The organism is Natrinema gari JCM 14663 (assembly GCF_000337175.1).
GTDB classification, from domain to species: Archaea; Halobacteriota; Halobacteria; order Halobacteriales; family Natrialbaceae; genus Natrinema; species Natrinema gari.
The window spans coordinates 13,533-32,082 of the sequence record NZ_AOIJ01000060.1 but is presented as its reverse complement, the minus strand read 5'-3'; the positions used below and the strand labels follow the sequence as shown (position 1 = coordinate 32,082).

21 protein-coding genes are annotated in these 18,550 nt (G+C 67.2%); 10 read left to right on the top strand and 11 right to left on the bottom strand.

Annotated features, from left to right (window positions below; genetic code table 11):
• Positions 1-68: 68 nt before the first annotated feature.
• Positions 69-848, top strand: a complete 780-nt coding sequence (locus C486_RS14105; RefSeq protein ID WP_008457241.1) for a CPBP family intramembrane glutamic endopeptidase — start codon at positions 69-71, stop codon at positions 846-848.
• A 50-nt stretch (positions 849-898) separates the two neighbouring features.
• Here C486_RS14105 and C486_RS14100 read toward each other — a convergent pair whose 3' ends face one another.
• The 4 genes from C486_RS14100 to lysA form a co-directional block, all read right to left on the bottom strand.
• Positions 899-1,801: a hypothetical protein gene (locus C486_RS14100; RefSeq protein WP_008457240.1), complete on the bottom strand. Its 903-nt coding sequence runs from the start codon at positions 1,799-1,801 to the stop codon at positions 899-901.
• 128 nt (positions 1,802-1,929) lie between these two features.
• Positions 1,930-3,123, bottom strand: a complete 1,194-nt coding sequence (locus tag C486_RS14095) for a M20 family metallopeptidase (RefSeq protein WP_008457239.1) — start codon at positions 3,121-3,123, stop codon at positions 1,930-1,932.
• Positions 3,120-3,950, bottom strand: a complete 831-nt coding sequence (dapF, locus tag C486_RS14090) for a diaminopimelate epimerase (protein ID WP_008457238.1) — start codon at positions 3,948-3,950, stop codon at positions 3,120-3,122. The genes C486_RS14095 and dapF overlap by 4 nt, the downstream gene beginning before the upstream one ends.
• A 4-nt stretch (positions 3,951-3,954) precedes the next feature.
• Positions 3,955-5,295 carry a diaminopimelate decarboxylase gene (gene lysA / locus C486_RS14085; RefSeq protein WP_008457237.1) on the bottom strand — a complete coding sequence of 447 codons (1,341 nt, stop codon included), beginning with the start codon at positions 5,293-5,295 and terminating at the stop codon, positions 3,955-3,957.
• Between the two features lie 168 nt (positions 5,296-5,463).
• Here lysA and C486_RS14080 point away from each other — a divergent pair, with 168 nt between their 5' ends.
• Complete coding sequence (locus tag C486_RS14080) at positions 5,464-6,234, top strand: hypothetical protein (RefSeq protein ID WP_008457236.1); 771 nt, start codon at positions 5,464-5,466, stop codon at positions 6,232-6,234.
• Between the two features lie 51 nt (positions 6,235-6,285).
• Here C486_RS14080 and C486_RS14075 read toward each other — a convergent pair whose 3' ends face one another.
• From C486_RS14075 to dapA, 3 genes are read right to left on the bottom strand one after another with little or no spacing between them, the layout of a single operon-like run.
• Positions 6,286-7,122, bottom strand: a complete 837-nt coding sequence (locus C486_RS14075) for a 2,3,4,5-tetrahydropyridine-2,6-dicarboxylate N-succinyltransferase (protein ID WP_008457235.1) — start codon at positions 7,120-7,122, stop codon at positions 6,286-6,288.
• The gene (dapB, locus tag C486_RS14070; protein ID WP_008457234.1) at positions 7,119-7,886 is read right to left on the bottom strand and encodes a 4-hydroxy-tetrahydrodipicolinate reductase; all 768 of its coding nucleotides are present in this window, start codon (positions 7,884-7,886) and stop codon (positions 7,119-7,121) included. Before dapB ends, C486_RS14075 begins: the two co-directional genes overlap by 4 nt.
• On the bottom strand, positions 7,883-8,809 hold the full coding sequence (dapA, locus tag C486_RS14065) for a 4-hydroxy-tetrahydrodipicolinate synthase (protein WP_049910586.1): 927 nt from the start codon (positions 8,807-8,809) through the stop codon (positions 7,883-7,885). Before dapA ends, dapB begins: the two co-directional genes overlap by 4 nt.
• Before the next feature lie 342 nt (positions 8,810-9,151).
• Here dapA and C486_RS14060 point away from each other — a divergent pair, with 342 nt between their 5' ends.
• Both C486_RS14060 and C486_RS14055 read left to right on the top strand, forming a co-directional pair.
• Positions 9,152-9,976, top strand: a complete 825-nt coding sequence (locus C486_RS14060) for a M48 family metallopeptidase (protein ID WP_014865668.1) — start codon at positions 9,152-9,154, stop codon at positions 9,974-9,976.
• A 74-nt stretch (positions 9,977-10,050) separates the two neighbouring features.
• The gene (locus C486_RS14055; protein WP_008457231.1) at positions 10,051-10,548 is read left to right on the top strand and encodes a LabA-like NYN domain-containing protein; all 498 of its coding nucleotides are present in this window, start codon (positions 10,051-10,053) and stop codon (positions 10,546-10,548) included.
• A gap of 138 nt (positions 10,549-10,686) precedes the next feature.
• On the opposite strand, the gene C486_RS14050 is transcribed toward C486_RS14055, so the two are convergent.
• Positions 10,687-10,875 (bottom strand): hypothetical protein, encoded by a 189-nt coding sequence (locus tag C486_RS14050; protein ID WP_008457230.1) that lies wholly within the window; start codon positions 10,873-10,875, stop codon positions 10,687-10,689.
• A gap of 192 nt (positions 10,876-11,067) precedes the next feature.
• Between C486_RS14050 and C486_RS14045 the strand changes: the two genes are divergently transcribed.
• A complete protein-coding gene (locus C486_RS14045) occupies positions 11,068-11,556 on the top strand; it encodes a PUA domain-containing protein (RefSeq protein ID WP_008457229.1) in 489 nt (162 codons plus the stop codon).
• 12 nt (positions 11,557-11,568) lie between these two features.
• Here C486_RS14045 and C486_RS14040 read toward each other — a convergent pair whose 3' ends face one another.
• Positions 11,569-12,183: an HD domain-containing protein gene (locus C486_RS14040; RefSeq protein WP_008457227.1), complete on the bottom strand. Its 615-nt coding sequence runs from the start codon at positions 12,181-12,183 to the stop codon at positions 11,569-11,571.
• 98 nt (positions 12,184-12,281) lie between these two features.
• Between C486_RS14040 and C486_RS14035 the strand changes: the two genes are divergently transcribed.
• The 3 genes from C486_RS14035 to C486_RS14025 all read left to right on the top strand — a co-directional run bounded on the left by C486_RS14035 (position 12,282) and on the right by C486_RS14025 (position 14,453).
• A complete protein-coding gene (locus C486_RS14035; protein ID WP_008457226.1) occupies positions 12,282-13,139 on the top strand; it encodes an SDR family oxidoreductase in 858 nt (285 codons plus the stop codon).
• Positions 13,140-13,272: 133 nt separating this feature from the next.
• Positions 13,273-13,656, top strand: coding sequence for a nascent polypeptide-associated complex protein (locus tag C486_RS14030; RefSeq protein ID WP_008457225.1), 384 nt, complete (start codon positions 13,273-13,275; stop codon positions 13,654-13,656).
• Entirely contained in the window at positions 13,653-14,453 is an 801-nt protein-coding gene (locus C486_RS14025) for a methyltransferase domain-containing protein (RefSeq protein ID WP_049910584.1), read from the top strand. Before C486_RS14030 ends, C486_RS14025 begins: the two co-directional genes overlap by 4 nt.
• Before the next feature lie 279 nt (positions 14,454-14,732).
• Here the strand turns inward: C486_RS14025 and C486_RS14020 are convergent, their stop codons facing one another.
• A complete protein-coding gene (locus tag C486_RS14020; protein WP_008457223.1) occupies positions 14,733-15,041 on the bottom strand; it encodes a transcription factor S in 309 nt (102 codons plus the stop codon).
• 421 nt (positions 15,042-15,462) lie between these two features.
• Between C486_RS14020 and C486_RS14015 the strand changes: the two genes are divergently transcribed.
• Both C486_RS14015 and C486_RS14010 read left to right on the top strand, forming a co-directional pair.
• Complete coding sequence (locus C486_RS14015; protein WP_008457222.1) at positions 15,463-16,752, top strand: MFS transporter; 1,290 nt, start codon at positions 15,463-15,465, stop codon at positions 16,750-16,752.
• A 131-nt stretch (positions 16,753-16,883) separates the two neighbouring features.
• Complete coding sequence (locus C486_RS14010) at positions 16,884-17,387, top strand: DUF5797 family protein (protein ID WP_008457214.1); 504 nt, start codon at positions 16,884-16,886, stop codon at positions 17,385-17,387.
• Positions 17,388-17,403: 16 nt separating this feature from the next.
• On the opposite strand, the gene C486_RS14005 is transcribed toward C486_RS14010, so the two are convergent.
• The gene (locus C486_RS14005; RefSeq protein ID WP_008457212.1) at positions 17,404-18,456 is read right to left on the bottom strand and encodes a DUF5787 family protein; all 1,053 of its coding nucleotides are present in this window, start codon (positions 18,454-18,456) and stop codon (positions 17,404-17,406) included.
• Positions 18,457-18,550 lie beyond the last annotated feature (94 nt).

Here is an 18,550-nt window from a genome sequence, read left to right as displayed (position 1 = left end):
CGCGACGGCGATCGCCGGTGCCCCGACGTGTCAGTACCTATTTTTGTGTCTCCCGGCAACGTGATCGTGTGTCCTCGAGCCAACGGCGTCGGCGGATCGGGTCACGGGTCAAGCGCGGTGGCCGAGCGATCACCGTCTGTCTCGCAGTCGGGTTGCTGGGCTATCTCAGCGGGACGGCCGCGGGGATCGGTACGGTCGGTCACCTCTCCGCCCTGGGGTACAGCACGGAAACGGTCGACGAGATCGGGCTCTCGGTGGCGTTCAACGTCGTCGGGGCCGGCGGAACCGCCGTGTCGTATCTGATCGTCCGCCGGCGCGGGTTCGATCGGGCGTTCATCGTCGACTTCCTCCGGCTCCGACGGCCAACCCGCTGGGATCTCGGCTGGGTGGTCGTCGGCCTCGTCGGCGCGTTCGTTGCGGTCGTCGGCTATCAGCAGGTCGTCGACCTGATCGAACCGCTCGGCGGCAGCGAGGGGACGACCCACTCCGGGATCGAGGCCGGCCGGGAGTATCCGGCCCTGTTCCTCCTCGGGATTCCGCTCGCGCTCCTGTTGACGGGGCCCGGCGAGGAACTCCTGTTTCGGGGCGTCCTCCAGTCGCGGCTCAGAGAGACGTTCCCGACGGCGGTCGCAGTGGTGTTGACCGGGCTCGTCTTCGGGGCGGTCCACCTACCCGTCTACATGGGGTCGGAACCCAGCGCAGTCGTCGTCAGCCTCGGGACGGTAACGACGCTGGGACTGTACTTCGGGGTCCTCTACGAATGCAGCGGGACGCTGCTCGTCCCCGCGCTAGTCCACGGCTGTTTCAACGCGACCGTCTATCTCACGAACTATCTGACCTACGCGTGACCGATCCTTCGGCGAGGCGGAAAACGCGTGGCCGCACCGCCGTCGATCGATCAGTTCGCGTCATCCCGGCGCTCGCCGCCACGATCGTCCCGCGACACCGCATCAGTGCCACGACGCTCGTCTGCCCCTCGAGTGCCGGTCTCGAGATCCGGCTCACCGTCCTCGAGCCCCCACGCCGCGTCGCCGCGGCGGTCGGCTTTTCCAGTCGATCGAGTCCCGGACACGGCCGGGATCGGGTCCGCGTTTTCGCCGCTGTCGGTGGGGTCGCTCGAGGCACGCCGTTCCGATCGGTCCCGTTCCGACGGCGCTACCGACCGAGCCGCCCGACGATCGGTGCGAGCGTCGGTCGACGCCCCGAGCAACGGCTCGCCGCGCCACGCTTCGGTCCCGCGATTGACGATCGCACCGCTGCCGACGCTCGCCACCGCAATCGTCACGATCGTGCCGGCAATCGGGACGAGCTGGCTGCCGCCGAGTGCGAGGAGTCCGAGTCCGAGCGCCCGCCACGCTGACGGCGCTTCCGATCCGAGCCGGTCGCCGAGCCGATCGCCGACGGCGACGGTGCCGACGCAGCCGCCGCCGATCAGCAACGCGATACATGCGAGCAGTCCTGGCGTGGCCACGAGCAGGCCGACCGCGATCAGCCCCGAGTGCTTGAGTGACGTGCCGACGAACAGCGGTAGTCCGGAACAGACGAGCACGCCGAAGAAGGCGAGAAATCCGACAGCGAACGTCGTGTCCGGCTCGGCAACGAGGTCATCACGAAGTCCGCGCATCGCTTTCGGTGCCCCGAGCAACAGGACGGCCGCGGCGACGACGGTGATCACCATCCAGGCGAGCGTTACCGACGCCGCTTGCGAGAGCGCCGATCCGACGAGCGCGGTCGACGCGCTCGCCGGCGTCGGGGTGCCAGTACGTACCGGAACGGAGAGTGCGGCGATGGTGGGGACCACGGTTCGTCTCGAGACAGGTGGAAGACCGGTAAAAAAGTGCGGTCGATCTGCCGGGGACCGTGCCGGGACGGACGGCTGCTCGGCGGTATCTGGAGCGTGGCTGTGACGGATACGAGCCGGAGCGAGTATTAACTGCGACGGCCAGGCGGGGACCGCTCCCCGAGCAGTTCGGCCACCGTCGCCTCGAGCGCCCGCGCCGCTTCGCGGACGGCATCGACGCGGACGTACTCACGTGGGGCGTGTGCGACGGCTCCCTCGTCGTCGGCGAGAACGCCGGGGCCGAAGACGACCGTCGGGGCCGCGGACGCGAAGTAGGAGGCCTCTGTCGCCGCGGTGAACGGACGCACCGCGCCGCCGGAGGCATCCGCGAGGACGTCGACGACCGCCGCGTCAGGGTCGGTCTCCCAGGCCTCGAGGAACGGCGTCGGCCGGTCGGTAAACCGGAACGCGAGGCCGACGTCGTCGGGAACGGCGGCCCGCAGGTGCGCGGTCAGCGCCTCGTGGAAGTCGTCGGCCGTCTCCGGGGGGACGCTCCGGCGGTCGACGGTCAACGCGGTGTCGGCCGGCACCTGATTCGTCGCCTCGCCGCCCTCGACGACGGTCGGGGTCAGCGTCGCCGCGCCGAGTTGCGGGTGGGCCGGCGGCGCGTCGGCGCGCTCGCCGAACGTCCGGATCGCCTCGAGCACCGGCTCGAGAGCGGCGACGGCGTTCGTCCCAGTCTCAGGTTCGGCGGCGTGGGCGTTCGCCCCCGACAGGTGGATCGTCCCCTGAAACCGTCCCTTCGCGGCCGTACAGACATCGAGGTCGGTGGGTTCGCCGACGATCACCGCGTCGGCGTCCCGTGTGGGCGGGTCGTCGCTCGAGACGAGCGCGTGGGCCCCCGTCGAAAGGACCTCCTCGTCGGGCGTGACCGCGAGCGTGACGCGGCCGTCGGTCGGTTCGACCGCGACGAATGCCGAGAGCAGCGCTGCGAGCGGCCCCTTCGCGTCACAGGAGCCGCGGCCGCGAACGACCGGGGCACCGTCGGCTTCCGGAGCGTCCGCATCGCGGTCGAAGGGAACGTGTGGCGAGACCGTATCGATGTGGGTGTTCAAAACGACGTGGGTCTCGGCGTCCTCGATCGATCGGCCGCGGCTCGCCAGGACGGTCCCGGCCTCGTCGACGCGGGGCTCGATCCCCTGGTCGGCGAGCGTCTCGCAGAGGAGCTCTCGCATCGGGTCGACGTTCTCGTGGGAGGGGTGCTGGACCGCGGTCTCGAGGAAGGCGATCGGATCGAACGCGTCGGTGCCCCCGGCCTCGGTGGCTGCATCAGCGTCCGTCACGGCTCGGCCGGGGATTCGACGGCCACTTCGCCGTCGAACTCGTGTTCGACGGGGCCGGCGAGCGTCGGTCGCCCGCGGTCGTTGAAGCTCACCTGAAGGTCGCCGCCCGGCGGGCTGACGGCGACCGGATCGGCGTCCGTCAGTCCGAGACGACGCGCCGTGACGGCGATGGCGACCGCGCCAGTGCCACAGGAGTCGGTCTCGCCCTCGACGCCGCGCTCGTAGGTTCGCTGGCGGAACCCGCCCGAGCCGTCCGGGCTGGCCACGCAGACGTTCGTCCCCTTCGGGAAGACATCGGCGTAGCGAACCGGCGGCGCGATTTCCTCGAGATCGATGTCGTCGACGTCGTCGACGAAGCTCACCGCGTGGGGGACGCCGGTGTTGACGACCGAGACCTCGAGCCCCTCGATCTCCTCCCGGAGGACCGGCTCGTCGGCGTCGACCGGAACCTCGTCGGGGACGAACGTGAGTTCGGTCATCTCGACGACGACGGCCTCGCCGTCACGCTCGGCGCGGAGGGTCCCCGCCTGGGTATCGATCATCACGCTCTCGGTGCCCGTCCGATCCATCGCCCACTCGGCGGCACAGCGAGCGCCGTTGCCGCACATGGGTGCCGTCGCGCCGTCGGGCTGGACCAGCGTCATCACGACGCGTGGCGGGTTGAACTGTTCCTCGAGCGCGAGAAAGAGGATGCCGTCGGCACCGACGCCGTCGGTCCGGTCACACTCGCGTTCGGCGAGCGCGCCCCGATCGGGAACGCGTTCGTCCGCGTGAATGATTAGAAAGTCGTTGCCGGTGCCGTGGTACTTCTGAAATGGGATACTCATCGTGCTATCGGTCGTATTCGTTGTCAGTGTCGGTCGCTCGGTCGTGGTCGGTCTTTCGATCCGCGCTCGCGGAGGGAAGCGCCTCGCGTTCCGGCCGCAGTACGTCGGCGATCGTCTCGCGGCGGCGCGCGGGTCGCACGTCGCCGTCGTCGAGGACGACCGATGCGGGTCGGGGTCGGGTGTTGTACTGGGTTGCCATCTCGTAGCCGTAGGCCCCCGCGTTGCCGATCGCGAGGAGATCCCCGCGTTCGCTTCTCGGAAGTTCACGGGCAGTACAGAAAACGTCGCCGCTCTCGCAGATGGGGCCGGCGACGGTCTGCGGAGTCCGTTCACGGGAGGAGCCGCGCTCGCTCACGTCGGCAGTCAGGTTCCGAATCGGGTGGTACGCGTCGTACATCGCTGGCCGGAGCAACGTCGTCAGCCCCGCGTCGACGCCGGCGACGGTCGTCTCGCGGGCATCCTTGACCGTGTTCACTGTCGTGAGGAGCACGCCCGCGTCCGCGACGACGTAGCGGCCGGGTTCGATCGTCACCGTCGCGTCGAGTTCGCCGAGCGCGTCCCGTGTCGCGTCCGCGACCGACTCGAGGTCTAGCGGGGTCTCGTCCTCGCGATAGGGCACGCCGAAGCCGCCGCCGATGTCGACGAACTTGAGGCCGCCGACGGCCCCGGCGACATCCCGCGCGAGATCACCCATCCGCGCGACGAACTCCCGGTGAGCGTCGCGTTGCTTGCTCGAGACGCCCGAGCCGACGTGGGCGTGGATACCCACTACGTCGAAGCCCCGATCGGCTGCGTCCACGAGCACGTCGACGGCGCGCTCGGCGGGGACGCCGAACTTCGCGGCCGCACCCGTCTCGACCTTCTCGTGGTGGCCAGCGCCGATACCCGGATTCACGCGCAGGCAGAGGCGTCCGTCGTAGCCCCGATCGGCCAGCCGGTCGATCGTGTCCGTGGAGCCGGCGGTGACCGTCAGATCAGGGTGGTCCGCCCAGGCGTCGACGATCCAATCGAGGTCGCCCGCGGGCGGGTTAACCGCCGTGTAGTGAATTTCGGAGCCGGGTGCACCCGCCGCGAGCGCCCGCTGTACTTCGCCGGCGGAGGCACACTCGAGGCCAGCGCCCGCTTCGTGCAGCGTCGACAGCACGTCGCCTAGCGCGTTCGCCTTCACCGCGTAGAGAACGTCGGCGTCGGGAAAGGCAGCCTCGAGCCGCCGATAATTCTGGCGAACGCGCTCGAGGTCGAGGACGTACAGCGGCGTGCCGTACTCCCCGGCGAGCGGTCGCAGTTCGGCCGCGTCCCACTCGGAGAGGCGGCGGACGGGTGGTGACTCCCCAACGTCAGTCATTATCGTGCTCACGTGGCCGTGAGAATTCAACGTTTGGGTTTCGTTCGTCGTTGCTGTTCGCTGTCGCCGCCGGGAACGGCGACCAGCGGACGATACACCGCTATCCAGTCGGCAACGCATCCCTTGGAAAGCCAACTATTATTGTGCTGTGTTGAGGAGGGAGATTCGATGCCCGCCGACCGCCGCTTGACACCGGACCGTCGTAACCTCGGTTTCGTCGTCGTTGCGCTCGGGCTACTCACTGCACCGGTCTGGGTCACGCAACTACCGGTCGGCGGCCCGGTCTATCAGTACGAGCGCGCCGAAGTGACGACCAACGGAACGGCTATCGAATACGCAACGGCGACCGACTCGATCTCCGGCCCCATCAGCGACGAAATCGCCTGTTCGGACTCCTGGGAGGTCCGTCCCTGCGCACTCGAGCGCGTCGTTCTCGAGAACACGACTGTCCCCACGGGAGTCCACGCCAGCAATCCGGGCGACACGCAGCTCCCCATCGACGAACGCTACCGATACGTCCGGATCGACGACGCCGTATACGAGCCGACGTACGTTGCCAATCGTTCGGCACAGCGGGAAGACGGCATGTATCGCGTCGAGTTGTCCCTGGAGCGGACCGAGCCCGATCAGGCGCTGGAAACCGTGAGCCGCCACGTGACATCGGACGACCTGTCGCCACCCGTCATCGAGGCCGCACGGAGCGGCGACGCTCGAGCACACGGCGAGACAGATGTCCCGAAAACGACGATCCAGCTCAAGAACGGGACGTACTACCGCGTGTATCTGGCCGGCCATGACGACGCGTCACCAGTGTCACGTGGCATCGATTTCGTGCTGACGTACCTCGCACCGCTGGCGGGGCTCTGGCTACTTATTCGCCTTTCGCGGCGCATCGAAGTGAGCCACGCGAGCGACGACGAGGGTCGCGACCGGCCCTGACGCGGACCGGTTACGCCACCCCGCGCGGAGCAGCGGAATCCGGATGGACGATTACTCCCGCAGCGCGTCCTCGCGTTCGGTCGCCTCGAGCGTCTCCGTTTCCAGGTCGGTCGCCACGACGGCGGGCTTGTATGCGCCACCCTCGAAGAGGTCGTGGTCGCTGATCGAGGACTCGACGAAGCGGGTAAAGGCGCGCCGATCGGCGGGCAGTTCACCGTACAGGACTTCCTCCTCGACGAGGTCGTAGACGGGGATTCGGGGCGTCAAGAGCGTGTTCTCGCCGACGACGCTGTTCTCGCCGACGACGAACCCGCTCGTGACCCGACAGCCTGCGCCCAGCGACACGTTGTCCTCGACGATGACCGGCGCGTTCTCGACCGGCTCTAAGACGCCGCCGATGAGCGTGTTCGCGCCGAGTTTGACGTTGTCGCCGATCTGGGCACAGGAGCCGACCGTGTCACAGGAGTCGACGAGCGTGCCATCGCCGACGGCGGCCCCGATGTTGACGAACGACGGGCTCATCATGATACAGTCCGAGCCGATGTGAGCGCCCCGTCGGACGACGGTCCCGTCGGGCGTGTTCCGGCTCCCGCGGTCGCCGTACTCGCTCGCGTCCGCAAGCGGCAGCACGTCGTTGTACGTGGTTCCGCCGTGGTCGTACTGCTGGATTTCCCGAAGACCGAAGTTCAGCAGGATGCCCTGTTTGACCCACTCGTTTGCCTCCCACTCGCCGCTCCGTTTCTCGGCGGCGCGGACCTCGCCGGACTCGAGGGCGTCGAGGAAGGCCTCGAGCGTCGCGTACGCGTCTTCACCGGCGCTCTCGGCGCTGATATCGCCGTTTTGCTTGCGCTCCCACAGTTCGCCGATTTCGGTTTCGAGTGCGCTCATTCGCTGATCACGTCTGCGAAGTCGTACCACCCTGCCTTCTGTCCGGCGATCCAGACCGCCGCGTCGACCGCGCCCGCGGCGAAGACGCCGCGATCCTCGGCGCGGTGTGTGAGCCGCACCTCCTCGTGGTTGCCCGCGAGGACGATCTCGTGTTCGCCCGTAATATCGCCCGCCCGCAGCGCGTGGACGCCGATCTCGCCCGTCTCCCGTGGGGCCTCGCCTTCGCGGCCGTGCGTGCGGCCGCCGAAGTCGCCGTTTGCCTCGATCTCCTCGAGCAGGCGGTTGGCGGTCCCGCTCGGGGCATCGCGCTTCGCGTTGTGGTGGGTTTCGACGAGTTCCACGTCGTAGCCGGGCAGGTTCCGGACGGCCTCGCCGACGACGTTGACCAGCGCCTGGACTCCGCGGGCGAAGTTCGGCGCGTGGAGGACGGCGGTGTCCTCGCTGGCCGCCTCGAGCGCCTCGTCGCCCTCGTCGTCGAAGCCGGTCGTCCCGGTGACGAACGCGATGCCAGCGTCGGCACAGGCCGCGACGTAGTCGGCGGCCGACTCCGGCCCGGTAAAGTCGATCACGGCGGTCGGCTCGCGATCGGCGACCAGCGATTCGAACTCGGCCGCGGGCTCGACTTCGATGCCGTCGACGGTCTCCCCGGCGGGCTCCCGGTTGACGGCAAAGACGACCTCGCAGTCCTCGCGGCCCGTCGCCACGGCGATCACTTCCCGGCCCATGCGGCCGGTCGCGCCGGTGACGCCGATTCGCGTCGTCATCGGTCACCCTCCGCCGCGTCGGCGAGTCCCGTCGTCTCACGCTCGAGATCGGCGAGTACCGCCTCGAGGTCCGCGCGGTGCTCCGCTGCCAGTCGAGTGAGCGGCGAACGCATGCGAGCGGGACCATAGCCGCGGATTCGCATGGCTTCCTTGACCGGGATCGGGTTGGTCTCGACGAAGAGCTCGCGGAAGAGCGGCCCGAGTTCGTGGTGGATCGCTCGAGCGCGGGCGTAGTCGCCGTCGAGCGCCGCGCCGACCATCGCGCACGTGCGTTCGGGTTCGATGTTCGCCGCGACGCTGATCGTCCCGGTTCCGCCGACGGAGATCGTCGGGAGGGTGAGCGCGTCGTCGCCCGAGAGGACGGCGAACGCCTCGTCGGCCGTTCGCTCGGCGATCTCGCCGATCTGGCCCAGATCGCCGCTGGCAGCCTTGAACCCCGCGATGTTGTCGTGGCTCGCGAGTTCGACGACGGTGTCGGGCTCGATGTTCCGGCCCGTCCGCGAGGGCACGTTGTAGACGATCTGTGGCAGGTCGACGGCGTCCGCGACCGTTCGGTAGTGCTCGAGTAGCCCGCGTTGCTCGGGCTTGTTGTAGTACGGCGAGATGAGCAACAAGCCGTCGGCACCCGCGTCGGCGGCGCGTTCGGAGAGTTCGAGCGCCTCGCGCGTGTTGTTCGACCCCGTCCCGGCGATGACGGGGACATCGTCGACGGCCTCGATGACCGCCTCGACGACCTGTACGTGTTCGTCGTGGGTCAGGGTCGCCGACTCGCCGGTCGAGCCGACGGGAACCAGTCCGTCGACGCCCGCGGCCTCGAGGCGCTGGGCATCGGTCTGCAGTGTTTCGAAGTCGATTCGCTCCGCATCGTCGAAGGGCGTACACATTGCCGGAAAGACGCCCGAAAGGTCGATAGTTGAACTCATGTGTCGTGTGGTCTCTTGGGTCGCGTCGCCACCACGATCGGCGGTGTCTCGGTTCCGATCGGTGGGTAGTTACTGGAATCGATCGTGCGCGGTCGAATCGTCCCCGAAACGGGTTGCCAGCCCGCAACGAGCACACCTACGCACGTTTACGTTTGGGAAAACGAGGGCGGATGCCGCTCACGACGGAACCGGCGGTCGGGTGAGCGGCGAGGCGCATGTACGGGTGACTGGCCTAATCCGACTTATTAGTTGTGTCTTTGCTCCGATCGGTCCCCGATCATGTGGTGGGGCTGACAATCCGAGTCCGCGTAATTTATCCCGAGTCGTTACTTATAGTCACCCATGACGGATTTCGGATTGAAAGTGCGAATGGCGGTCGTCGGCTCGATCCTGTTCGCGTTCTACATGCTCGTCGGAGCCTTCGGCCTGGCGATGTTCGGCTTCGGTGCGTGGCCCTTCGTTCTCCTGGGACTGCTCGTGTTGCCGGTCATCCAGTACAAGATCGGGACGTGGTCCGCGACCAGACGGGCCGAACCGATGCCCGAAGACGGCCAGTATCAGGATATCCATCGGACAGTTGACTCGCTCTGTCGGGATATGGGCATCAAAAAGCCCAAACTGATGGTCATGGATATGGGCGTCCCCAACGCCTTCGCGACCGGTCGGAAAGGTAACGGCGTCGTCGTCGTCTCGACGGAACTCATCCGCCTCCTCCAGCGCGACGAACTCGAGGGCGTGATCGCCCACGAACTCGCCCACATCAAAAACCGCGACGTCGTCGCCATGGTGTTGGGCAGTTCCATCGCCATGATGGTCGGCTGGGTCGCCTACATGGTCTACATGATGGGCGGCGAGCGCAACGTCGGGAGTTTCATCGTCGGCATGATCATCTCGAACATCGCGCAGATGCTTGTGATGGTCTTCGTGCTGGCCATCTCGCGGTACCGCGAGTACGTCGCCGATGAGGACGCCCGCCAGTACATCGGCAGCGGCGACCCGCTAGCCCGCGCCCTCGAGAAGATTTCACAGGGTGCGGAGGGTCGCGAATCACAGGTCGATGACAGCGTAAGCGCGCTGTGTATCTTCAATTCGGAGAAAGGACTCCTGCAGACGCTGTTCGCGACGCACCCGCCGACGGAAAAGCGCATTCGGAAACTCCGAAGCTAAGCGCCGCCCCCCGGGGCGGGTCTCGGAGGATCGAACGCCGCGATTTTTTATGGTCGCCCGCGACATGCTAGTATATGACTGAAATTCATCCCGGTCAGCGCGTCGCCGTCCTCGTCGACGCGCAGAACCTCTATCACACCGCACAAAGCTTACACAGCCGGAATATCGACTACTCCGCGCTGCTCGAGAAGGCCGTTCAGGACCGGCAACTCACGCGCGCGATCGCCTACGTCATCCGCGCCGACTCGCCGGAGGAGGAGAGCTTCTTCGAGGCGCTGATCGACATCGGTTTCGAGCCGAAGATCAAGGCTATCAAGACCTTCGCGGACGGCTCCAAGAAGGCCGACTGGGACGTCGGAATGAGCCTGGACGCGGTCACGCTCGCGAATCACGTGGACACGATCGTCCTCTGTACGGGCGACGGCGACTTCTCGCGGCTGTGCTCGCACCTGCGCCACGAGGGCGTCCGCGTGGAAGTCATGGCCTTCGAGTCCTCGACAGCTGAGGAACTCATCGAGGCCGCCGATTCGTTCCTCGACCTCGGCGATCGCCACGAGACGTTCCTGCTCTGAGGCCGCCGCGGCTGTCGATCGCCATCGACTGACCCCCGGCAGCGGGGATGACGGCGGCGAACGGCGGGCTGACAGGTCGACTTGAACGACGAGTGAGAGAGCGGCTCCCGACCCGTATATCGGGCGGTGGACGCCGAGTCACCGAGCACTCGAGTACGGTGGCCGGCGCTGCCAGAGGCCGATCACCAGTGCGTACGCCGTGACGAGCAGGGTCGCGCCCGTCAAGAGATAGACGAACGGCCCCGTGACGAGCGTGGCGGGGCCGGCGAGCGTCAAGGAACCGATGACGAGCAGGGCGGCCCCGAGCCCGATTTGCGTGACGTCCATGCGATAGCGGACGTACCGTATCGGATAGTATAAGCGTCACCATTCTCTCCTGGTTCGGTGGCCGTTATTCGACGGGTCGGCCGGCGGGACCGCCGTGCACGGGCACCGACGGGACCCCACCGCGGGGACGCCGAAAGCGGCCCACACAGTCAGGTCGAAGGGCTTTCGACCCGCCGCCTCGAAGCCCGGTCAATGAGCGAGTCACCAGACGGGAGCGCGGGACTGCCCCAGCTCCGAACGATCGCGGACTACCAGTTCGGGGCGGGCGCGGGCACGGCGCTGTTCCCGCCCGCCGAATCGCTGACGGTCAAACGGACATCGTCGGGCCGCCCACAGCAGATCCACGCCGACGACGGCCGGATCGTTTCCTTTGGCACCGACGGCCGATTCACGCTGGGCCTCGAGGGCGGTCGCCGACTCGACGACGCACTCGCCGAGCCCGCCTACCGCGTCGTCGTCGACGACGAGAGCGAGCCCTTCGTCCGCGACGAGAAAAACGTGTTCACGAAGTTCGTCCTCGCGGTCGGCGACGAAATACGGCCGGGCGACGAGGTACTGGTCGTCCACGAGCGCGGCGAGTTGCTCGCGGTCGGGACGGCACGGCTCGACGCCGATGCGATCCGGGACTTCGAGACGGGGATGGCAGTAAACGTCCGCGAGGGCGCGCCAGCGGAAACGTGATTCACGGGACTGCTACAGCTGACACGCCCGCCCGATCTCACACTCGTATCGTGTCTTGACCGCCTCGAACAGCCGTTCGCCGACCGGCGTTCGAAGCCGGGGCGCGGCCGTCGCGAAGAACTCGTCGAGGTTCTCGTACTCGTCGAACGCCTCGTTGCGCTCGGTCTCGTCATACCGGTGCTCGCGCTCGTATTTGAGCGCCTGCAGACAGTTGTCGATCAGGTCCATGTCCTTGACGAACCGCGCTGTCGGAGTCTCCCGAGCCTCGTATGCATTCCAGAGCGATCGGAACTCGTCGTCGTGGTCGAACGGCTCGAGCAGGTCCGTGATCGCGTCGCGCTCGCGGGCGACTTTCTCCTCGCCGTCGACCCGCTGGGTACCGTCTTCGGCACGCGTCGCAACGTCGCCCGTCCGCGCCTCACCGAGGTCGTGGACCAGCGCCATCGATACCGCGCGGTCCCGGTCGACATCGTCGACCCGGTCGGCGTAGCACAGACACAGCGTCGCCACGCCCCACGTGTGGGCTGCGACCGACTCCGGGGAGTCGATCCCGCGGAGGACCCATCCGGTCCGGCGCTCGTCTTTCAGTTCGAGGGCCTCGAGTAAGGCATCGAGTTCGTCGGCCATTACGCTCGCCCACGCACCGGCGGGGATTGAAAACGTCGATCGTCAGTCCGGGAGTTTGAATGGACTATTAGGGATGGGGGATTGTGTCTAGATCACGAATGCCGCAGCAACCAGATCTGAGCGGGCAGGCCGCATTTATAACGGGTACCACGCGCGGAATCGGGAAGCAACTCGCACTCGCGCTCGCCGAGCAGGGCTGTGACATCGTTTCGACGGGCAAGACCGTCGACGACTCGGACTCGGACCTCGAGGGGACGATCCACAAGACCGCCGAGGAGTGCGCCGAGAAGGGCGTCGAGACGCACGCGATCCAGTTGGACGTACGCGACGAGGACGCCGTCGAGGCGGCCGTCGAGGAGGCGATCGACGAGATGGGCGAGATCAACATCGTGATCAACAACGCCTCGGCCATCCAGATGGGAGCGGTCGAGGACCTGCCGGCGAGTCGCTACGACCTCCTGAACGAGGTCAACGTGCGTGGCACCTATCTCGTCTCGCGGGCGTTCATCGACCACCTCAAGGGTGTCGAGGAAGACGCCTGGATCCTGACGAACGCGCCGCCGGTCGAACTCGATCGCGCCCCGGGATCGGCCGCCTACTCCTGGTCGAAGATGGGCATGTCGTTCGTGACGCTGTCGATGGCCCAGGAACTGGCGGCCGACGAGATCGGCTGTAACACCTTCTGGCCGGTCACCGCGATCGACACGCGCGCGACCCGGTACTTCGAGATGGGGACCGAAGACGACTGGCGCACGCCCGACATCGTCTCGGACACGGTCCTCGAGATCCTGGCCCGCGACCCAGCCGCGTTCACCGGGAACCGCGTCTACGACGAGGACTTCCTCCGCGAGGCCGGCGTCGAGGACTTCTCCGCGTACAACCTCACCGAGGGCGATCCCGAACCGACGTCGGCACAGTTGTTCGATCCGGACTACTCGCGAACGGACGACGCCTGAGACGGGCTGCTGTACCGATTGGCGGTGCGACCGAATCGGCCTGCGGTCGCGCCGACACTGACGGACGGAAGTTCGTCCACCCACCCTCGAGCGAACGACAAACTAAAAGGTCACCCGTGGCCACGTGTCGAGTATGTTCGGAGGAGGCGGCGGCGGGCTCAACCCGCGCAAGATGGAACAGATGATGGAACAGATGGGCATCGACGTCGAGGACATCGACGCCGAGGAAGTCATTATCCGGACCGACGAGCACGACCTCGTCTTCGACGACGCCGAAGTCACGAAGATGGATGCCCGCGGTCAGGAGACCTACCAGGTCATCGGCTCGCCCGCGAAGGTCGAGTCCGGCTCGGCCGACGACAGCGGCGGTACGGACGACGCCGACGCCGGCTCGTCGATCCCCGACGACGACATCGACCTCGTCGCGACGCGCGCCGGCGTCAGCGAGGACGAGGCCCGCGCGGCCCTCGAGGACAACGGCGGCGACCTCGCCGCGGCGATCGAGTCCCTCGAGTGACTCGCGTGAGCGGCGACGATATCGAAGACGACAGCGCGGACGCCGGGACCGAGGGCGAGAGCGACCGTGTCCCGGTGCTGCTCGTTCGCGGCGACCGCGAGTATCTCGTCGAACCCGGCGGCGAACAGGGAACCGATCTCGGCGTGCTCGAGGTCCCCACGGACGTTCAGTCGGGCGATACCATCGAAACGCATCTGGGCGACGAGTTCCAGGTGCGCCGGCTGCGCGGTCCGGACCTCTTCCATCACTTCGAGCGGACCGGCGCGCCGATGGTGCCCCGCGACATCGGGCTCGTCATCGGCGAGACCGGCATCGCGGGCGGCGATCGAGTCCTCGACGCTGGCACCGGAACCGGCGTCCTCGCGGCCATGATGGCCCGGGCCGGGGCCGAGGTCGTGACCTACGAGCAGGACGCCGAGTTCGCCGACGTGGCCCGCGAAAACATGGCGCTGGGCGGCGTCGCCGACGCCGTCGACGTCCGAACCGGCGACGTGACCGACGAGGTCGACGCCCTCGAGCCGTCGTCGTTCGACGTCCTCACGCTCGATACGGCCGACGCGCCCGCGATGGTCGAACACGCGCCGGCTCTCTTGGTCGACGGCGGGTTCGTCGCGGTCTACAGCCCCTTCATCGAGTCGACCCGCGAGGTCGCACGGACGGCCCGCGATGTCGGCCTCGAACACGTCACGACTCGCGAGACGATCCAACGCGAGATGCAGTTCGACGACCGGGGCTCGCGACCCACGACCGCGCCCGTCGGTCACACCGGCTATCTGACGATCGCTCGCAACGAATAGGGCGGTTCTCTTTACTTAATTCACGCGTTTAACTCGAGAGAACAGTGGCCGAGAGCGGGTCCGAGCAACGCGAGGAGTCCGCGATCCGGGGGAGGGCAGGCCGTCACCCGATATCGACCGCGAGCGAGCGGGCCGACGACCGACCCGTAGGGGAGAGAGGAGTGCTTTTCATCGAAGCTAAGCGGGAGCGAAGCTCCCGCGAGGTCCGAGAGAGCTTCGCTCTCTCGAGATTTTGCCGAGGGCGCGGCTTCGCCGCGCCCGCAGCGCAAAAGTTCGGTTCTAGTTGTCGTCCTCGCGCCACTTGTGTTCGCACTCGGTACAGATGAAAAAGCGCGTCTCGGACTCGTCGGCCGACCGGATCTGTTGCATGTACCAGTGGGCGCGGTCGTTGCCACATTCGGGACAGATGGCGTCGGTTTCGGGCAACGACGTCTCGCCGGACGACTCGATGATTTCGCTGGCCTCCTGATCGTCGGTGACGATATACTGGTCGGCGTCGCCTTTCGGCTCCGTATAGCCGCAACTGCCACACTTCCAGAGACCGTCCTCGGCTTTCATCATCGAACCGCATTCGTCGCAGAATTCCATCGTTGTCCGGGCTACGGAGGCCGAGCGACTTAAGGAACCTGTTTAGGATCGTTGCGCAGTTACACAGTTTCCCACCGCAAGGACGAGAGGGGCCTTTTGGCCCGTCAACCGGGAACTTCGCCGATGGCCTCCCGAGAGAACGCTGTTGTGTTCCGACGCGCGGGCGTCCATCGGCTCGAGGCGGTCGCTGCCGCGTTGCTCGCACAGCACTCTCCAGTTTCGCTCGCCGCCCGCCGACAGGAGCGGTCCGGCCTCGCGTTCGGCACCGGGTGGGGGGGATCGCTCGACGACGGGGTCGACGCGGCCGACATGGGTAATCCGTGCAACGGGGTCGTCGTTTCACGACGAGCAACGGGACTGTCACTATCAATACTATTTCGCTTCGAAACTATAATCGGCCGGGACACCGCAGGGGGAGACGATGCGAGGCATCGTCGATCGGATCGTGGCACCATTTGTCGTCGATCGGCGGGTGCTCGCGCTCGCGGGTGCTCGAATGGCGGACGGGATTGGGAACTCGTTTCTGATCATCGTCATTCCGCTGTACGTGACAAGCGGCGTCGTCGACGGGACGACGTTCGGGCTCGACGAGTCGATGCTCATCGGAGTGATCCTTTCGCTGTTCGGGTTTCTCAACAGCAGCTGTCAGCCGTTTACCGGCCAGCTATCGGATCGACTCGGCCGACGCAAGCCGTTTATTCTGGTTGGCCTCGCCGGTTTGGCCCTGACCAACGTCGCCTACGTCGTCGCGGAGACGTACGTCTCCCTCCTGGTTATCCGTGGACTGCAAGGCGTCAGCGTCGCCTTTATCGTCCCGGCGTCGATCGCGCTCGTGAACGAACTCGCGACGGCCGGCGACCGCGGCGGGAACATGGGCGTCTACAACACGTTCCGGCTGGTCGGGTTCGGTGCCGGTCCGGCGATGGCCGGCGCAGTCGTGAGTCGCGGTCCGTACGCGCTCCCGGGCGGACTGGCGGTCGACGGGTTCGAGGCAGCCTTCTACGTCGCGACCATCACCGCGACGATCAGCTACGTGATGGTGACGGTCCTCGTTTCCGATCCCGCGTCGACGGTGGCCAACGCCGGCGCGGACCTCTCGGTTCCGGTCTTCGACCGGTCGGGGCCCACGCTACTCGACCCTATCTTCACGCTCGGCGTCGCGTCGCTGTTCATGGCGACCGCGATCGCGATGTTCGCAACCATCCAACCGCAGGTCAACGCCCGCCTCGAGCAGGGGGCGACCTGGTTCGGCCTGCAGTTCGCGGCGTTTATCATCGCACAGGTCGCGCTCCAGACGCCGATCGGGCGCGCCTGTGATCGGTACGGCCGCCGCCCGTTCATCGTGGCCGGGATGGCGTTGTTGATCCCGACGACGCTCGTGCAGGGCTTTCTCTTCTCCTCGTCGTTGATGTTCGTCGCCCGGCTGTTCCAGGGAGTGGCCGCTGCGATGGTGTTTGCCCCGTCGCTCGCGCTGGCCGGCGATCTCGCCGGCGAGGGGGAGTCGGGATCGAAGCTGTCGGTGCTCACGATGGCCTTCGGCTACGGCATCGCCGTCGGGCCGCTCTCCTCGGGTGCGCTGGTGGGGTTCGGCTTCGAGATGCCGTTCCTCTTCGGGACCGCGCTCGCAGTGATCGGGACGGGACTCGTCTATACGCAGGTCGAAGAGACGCTCGAGACGACGGGATCGCTGCCGGTCGTCGGAAGCGAGTGAACGGTCGGAACCGTTCGTCAACGGCCGACTGGCCCGTTACGGATCCGTTCGACCGAGTGAGTCGGGGCGACGAGAGCCGGGCCCGCGGCGGGACGCAACGCAAAAGTACCGGATCCCCATACGGTTCGACGATGACGCTCTCGGAGGCGGCCCAGGACCGGTTGGCGGACGTGGTGGAGCTACAGCCGACGAAGAACTCCGAACTCCAGGAGCGGTGGGGGATGGAAAGCGGCAGCGAGGTCCACCAGTACCTCGAGGACGAACTCGGCGACTACTACTTCCGGGACGACAACAGCCTGATCCGTGCGACCGCGGAGGCGGCCGATCTGGTCGACGTCGAGCCGGGCATCGAGAGCGATCCCGAGGGTGACGGCACCCCCTCCAAGATCCGCGTGCCCGAGTTACAGGCGCAAATCGTCGCGGTGGTGGCGGGGCCGACGGACCGCACCGAGAGCGTCGTTTCGGTGCTCCACAAACTCCGGGAGGAATACGATGTCGATCCCGAGGCCGAGGCCGTCCGGTCGGGGCTCCAGAGTCTGCGTCGGAAGGGCGTCGTCGAGGTCGAGTACCGCACCGTCCCCACGTTCCGGCTGACGGTCGAGCGCGAGGAGCTCGAGGTCGCCGTCTCGGACTGACACCGCGATCGGGAGCCTATAGCCCCGGCCGCCGTCGCCGCCGACGATCCGCAAGGAGTTGCTGGAGCCGTTTTCCGGGACCGCCGTCGATCGGCCAGCCGCGGGTACGCCAGAGCGGTGGCTCGGGTTCGAACTCGTCACAGGAGCCGGCACACTCGGCGGCCGTCTGGCACCGGCCCATAGCGGCGCAGTACGGCAGCGCCTGTGTTGCGTCTCGAGCGCGCAACTGGAAGTGACGACAGTCGGGACGCATCGTGTCGGCGAACGAGCGCCAGCCGCGTTCGTAGGCGCGCTCGGCGATCCCGAGCCGTTTGTCGGCTTTCCAGTTGGGGTCGGCGTACTCGAAGCGGGCGGCGGAGTCGTCGCGCTCGCCGCCGGCCGGCTGCTCGAGGATGCGAGTCCCCGGCTCGTCGACCGCGAGCGAGCGGGGGTGCCACGCGACCTCGGCGGTCAGCTCGTCGGGCGCGAGCGCGAGGATGCCCGCTTCGATCGGCAGGTCCTCGAAAAGGGCGGGTTGGACGCGCTCGCTCGTCATCTCGGTCGCGACCCAGACTGCGTCGGCCAGCCCGACGGCGACGTCGTACTCGAGTTGCGAGGCGAGCGTGCGGGCGGCGCTGGCGTCTAAGTCGGGCTTGTTCTCGATCGCGACGATCCGCTCGAGCCAGTCCGGATAGACCCACTTGCGCCTGATCTCGATGCGGGTGCCGTTCTTGCGGGTCTCGAGGATGCCACGGTCGTCGGCACGGTGGATCGACTCGCGGACGTACCGCCACGGGTAGCCGGGGTCCGGAAGCGCGTCACGATAGTAGCACCACTCCGCGGGGGCGTTTCGGACGACGTGCAGGAGGTCGCTATCGAGGCGGCCGGGGCCGAACCGAGCGCGGCGACGCAGGCCCTCGGGGTCGCACTCGAGGACGATGGTATCCCAGAGGCGGCGCTTCGTCCCGAGTTGGCGGGCGACGACGATCGCGTGGCTATCGTCGGCGGGGTCCGCTCCCGGCGGCCACTCGCGTTCGGCCCACCGACAGGTTCGGAGCTCGAACCCGAACTCGGCAGTGTGTGGGTCCACGGCGGGGCGTTGGAACGCGAGCGCAAAAACGCTATTCGATCGGCCGGCACCGATCAGTGTGCAAGTGACGGCAGCGGCGCTGCCGGCTTATCGC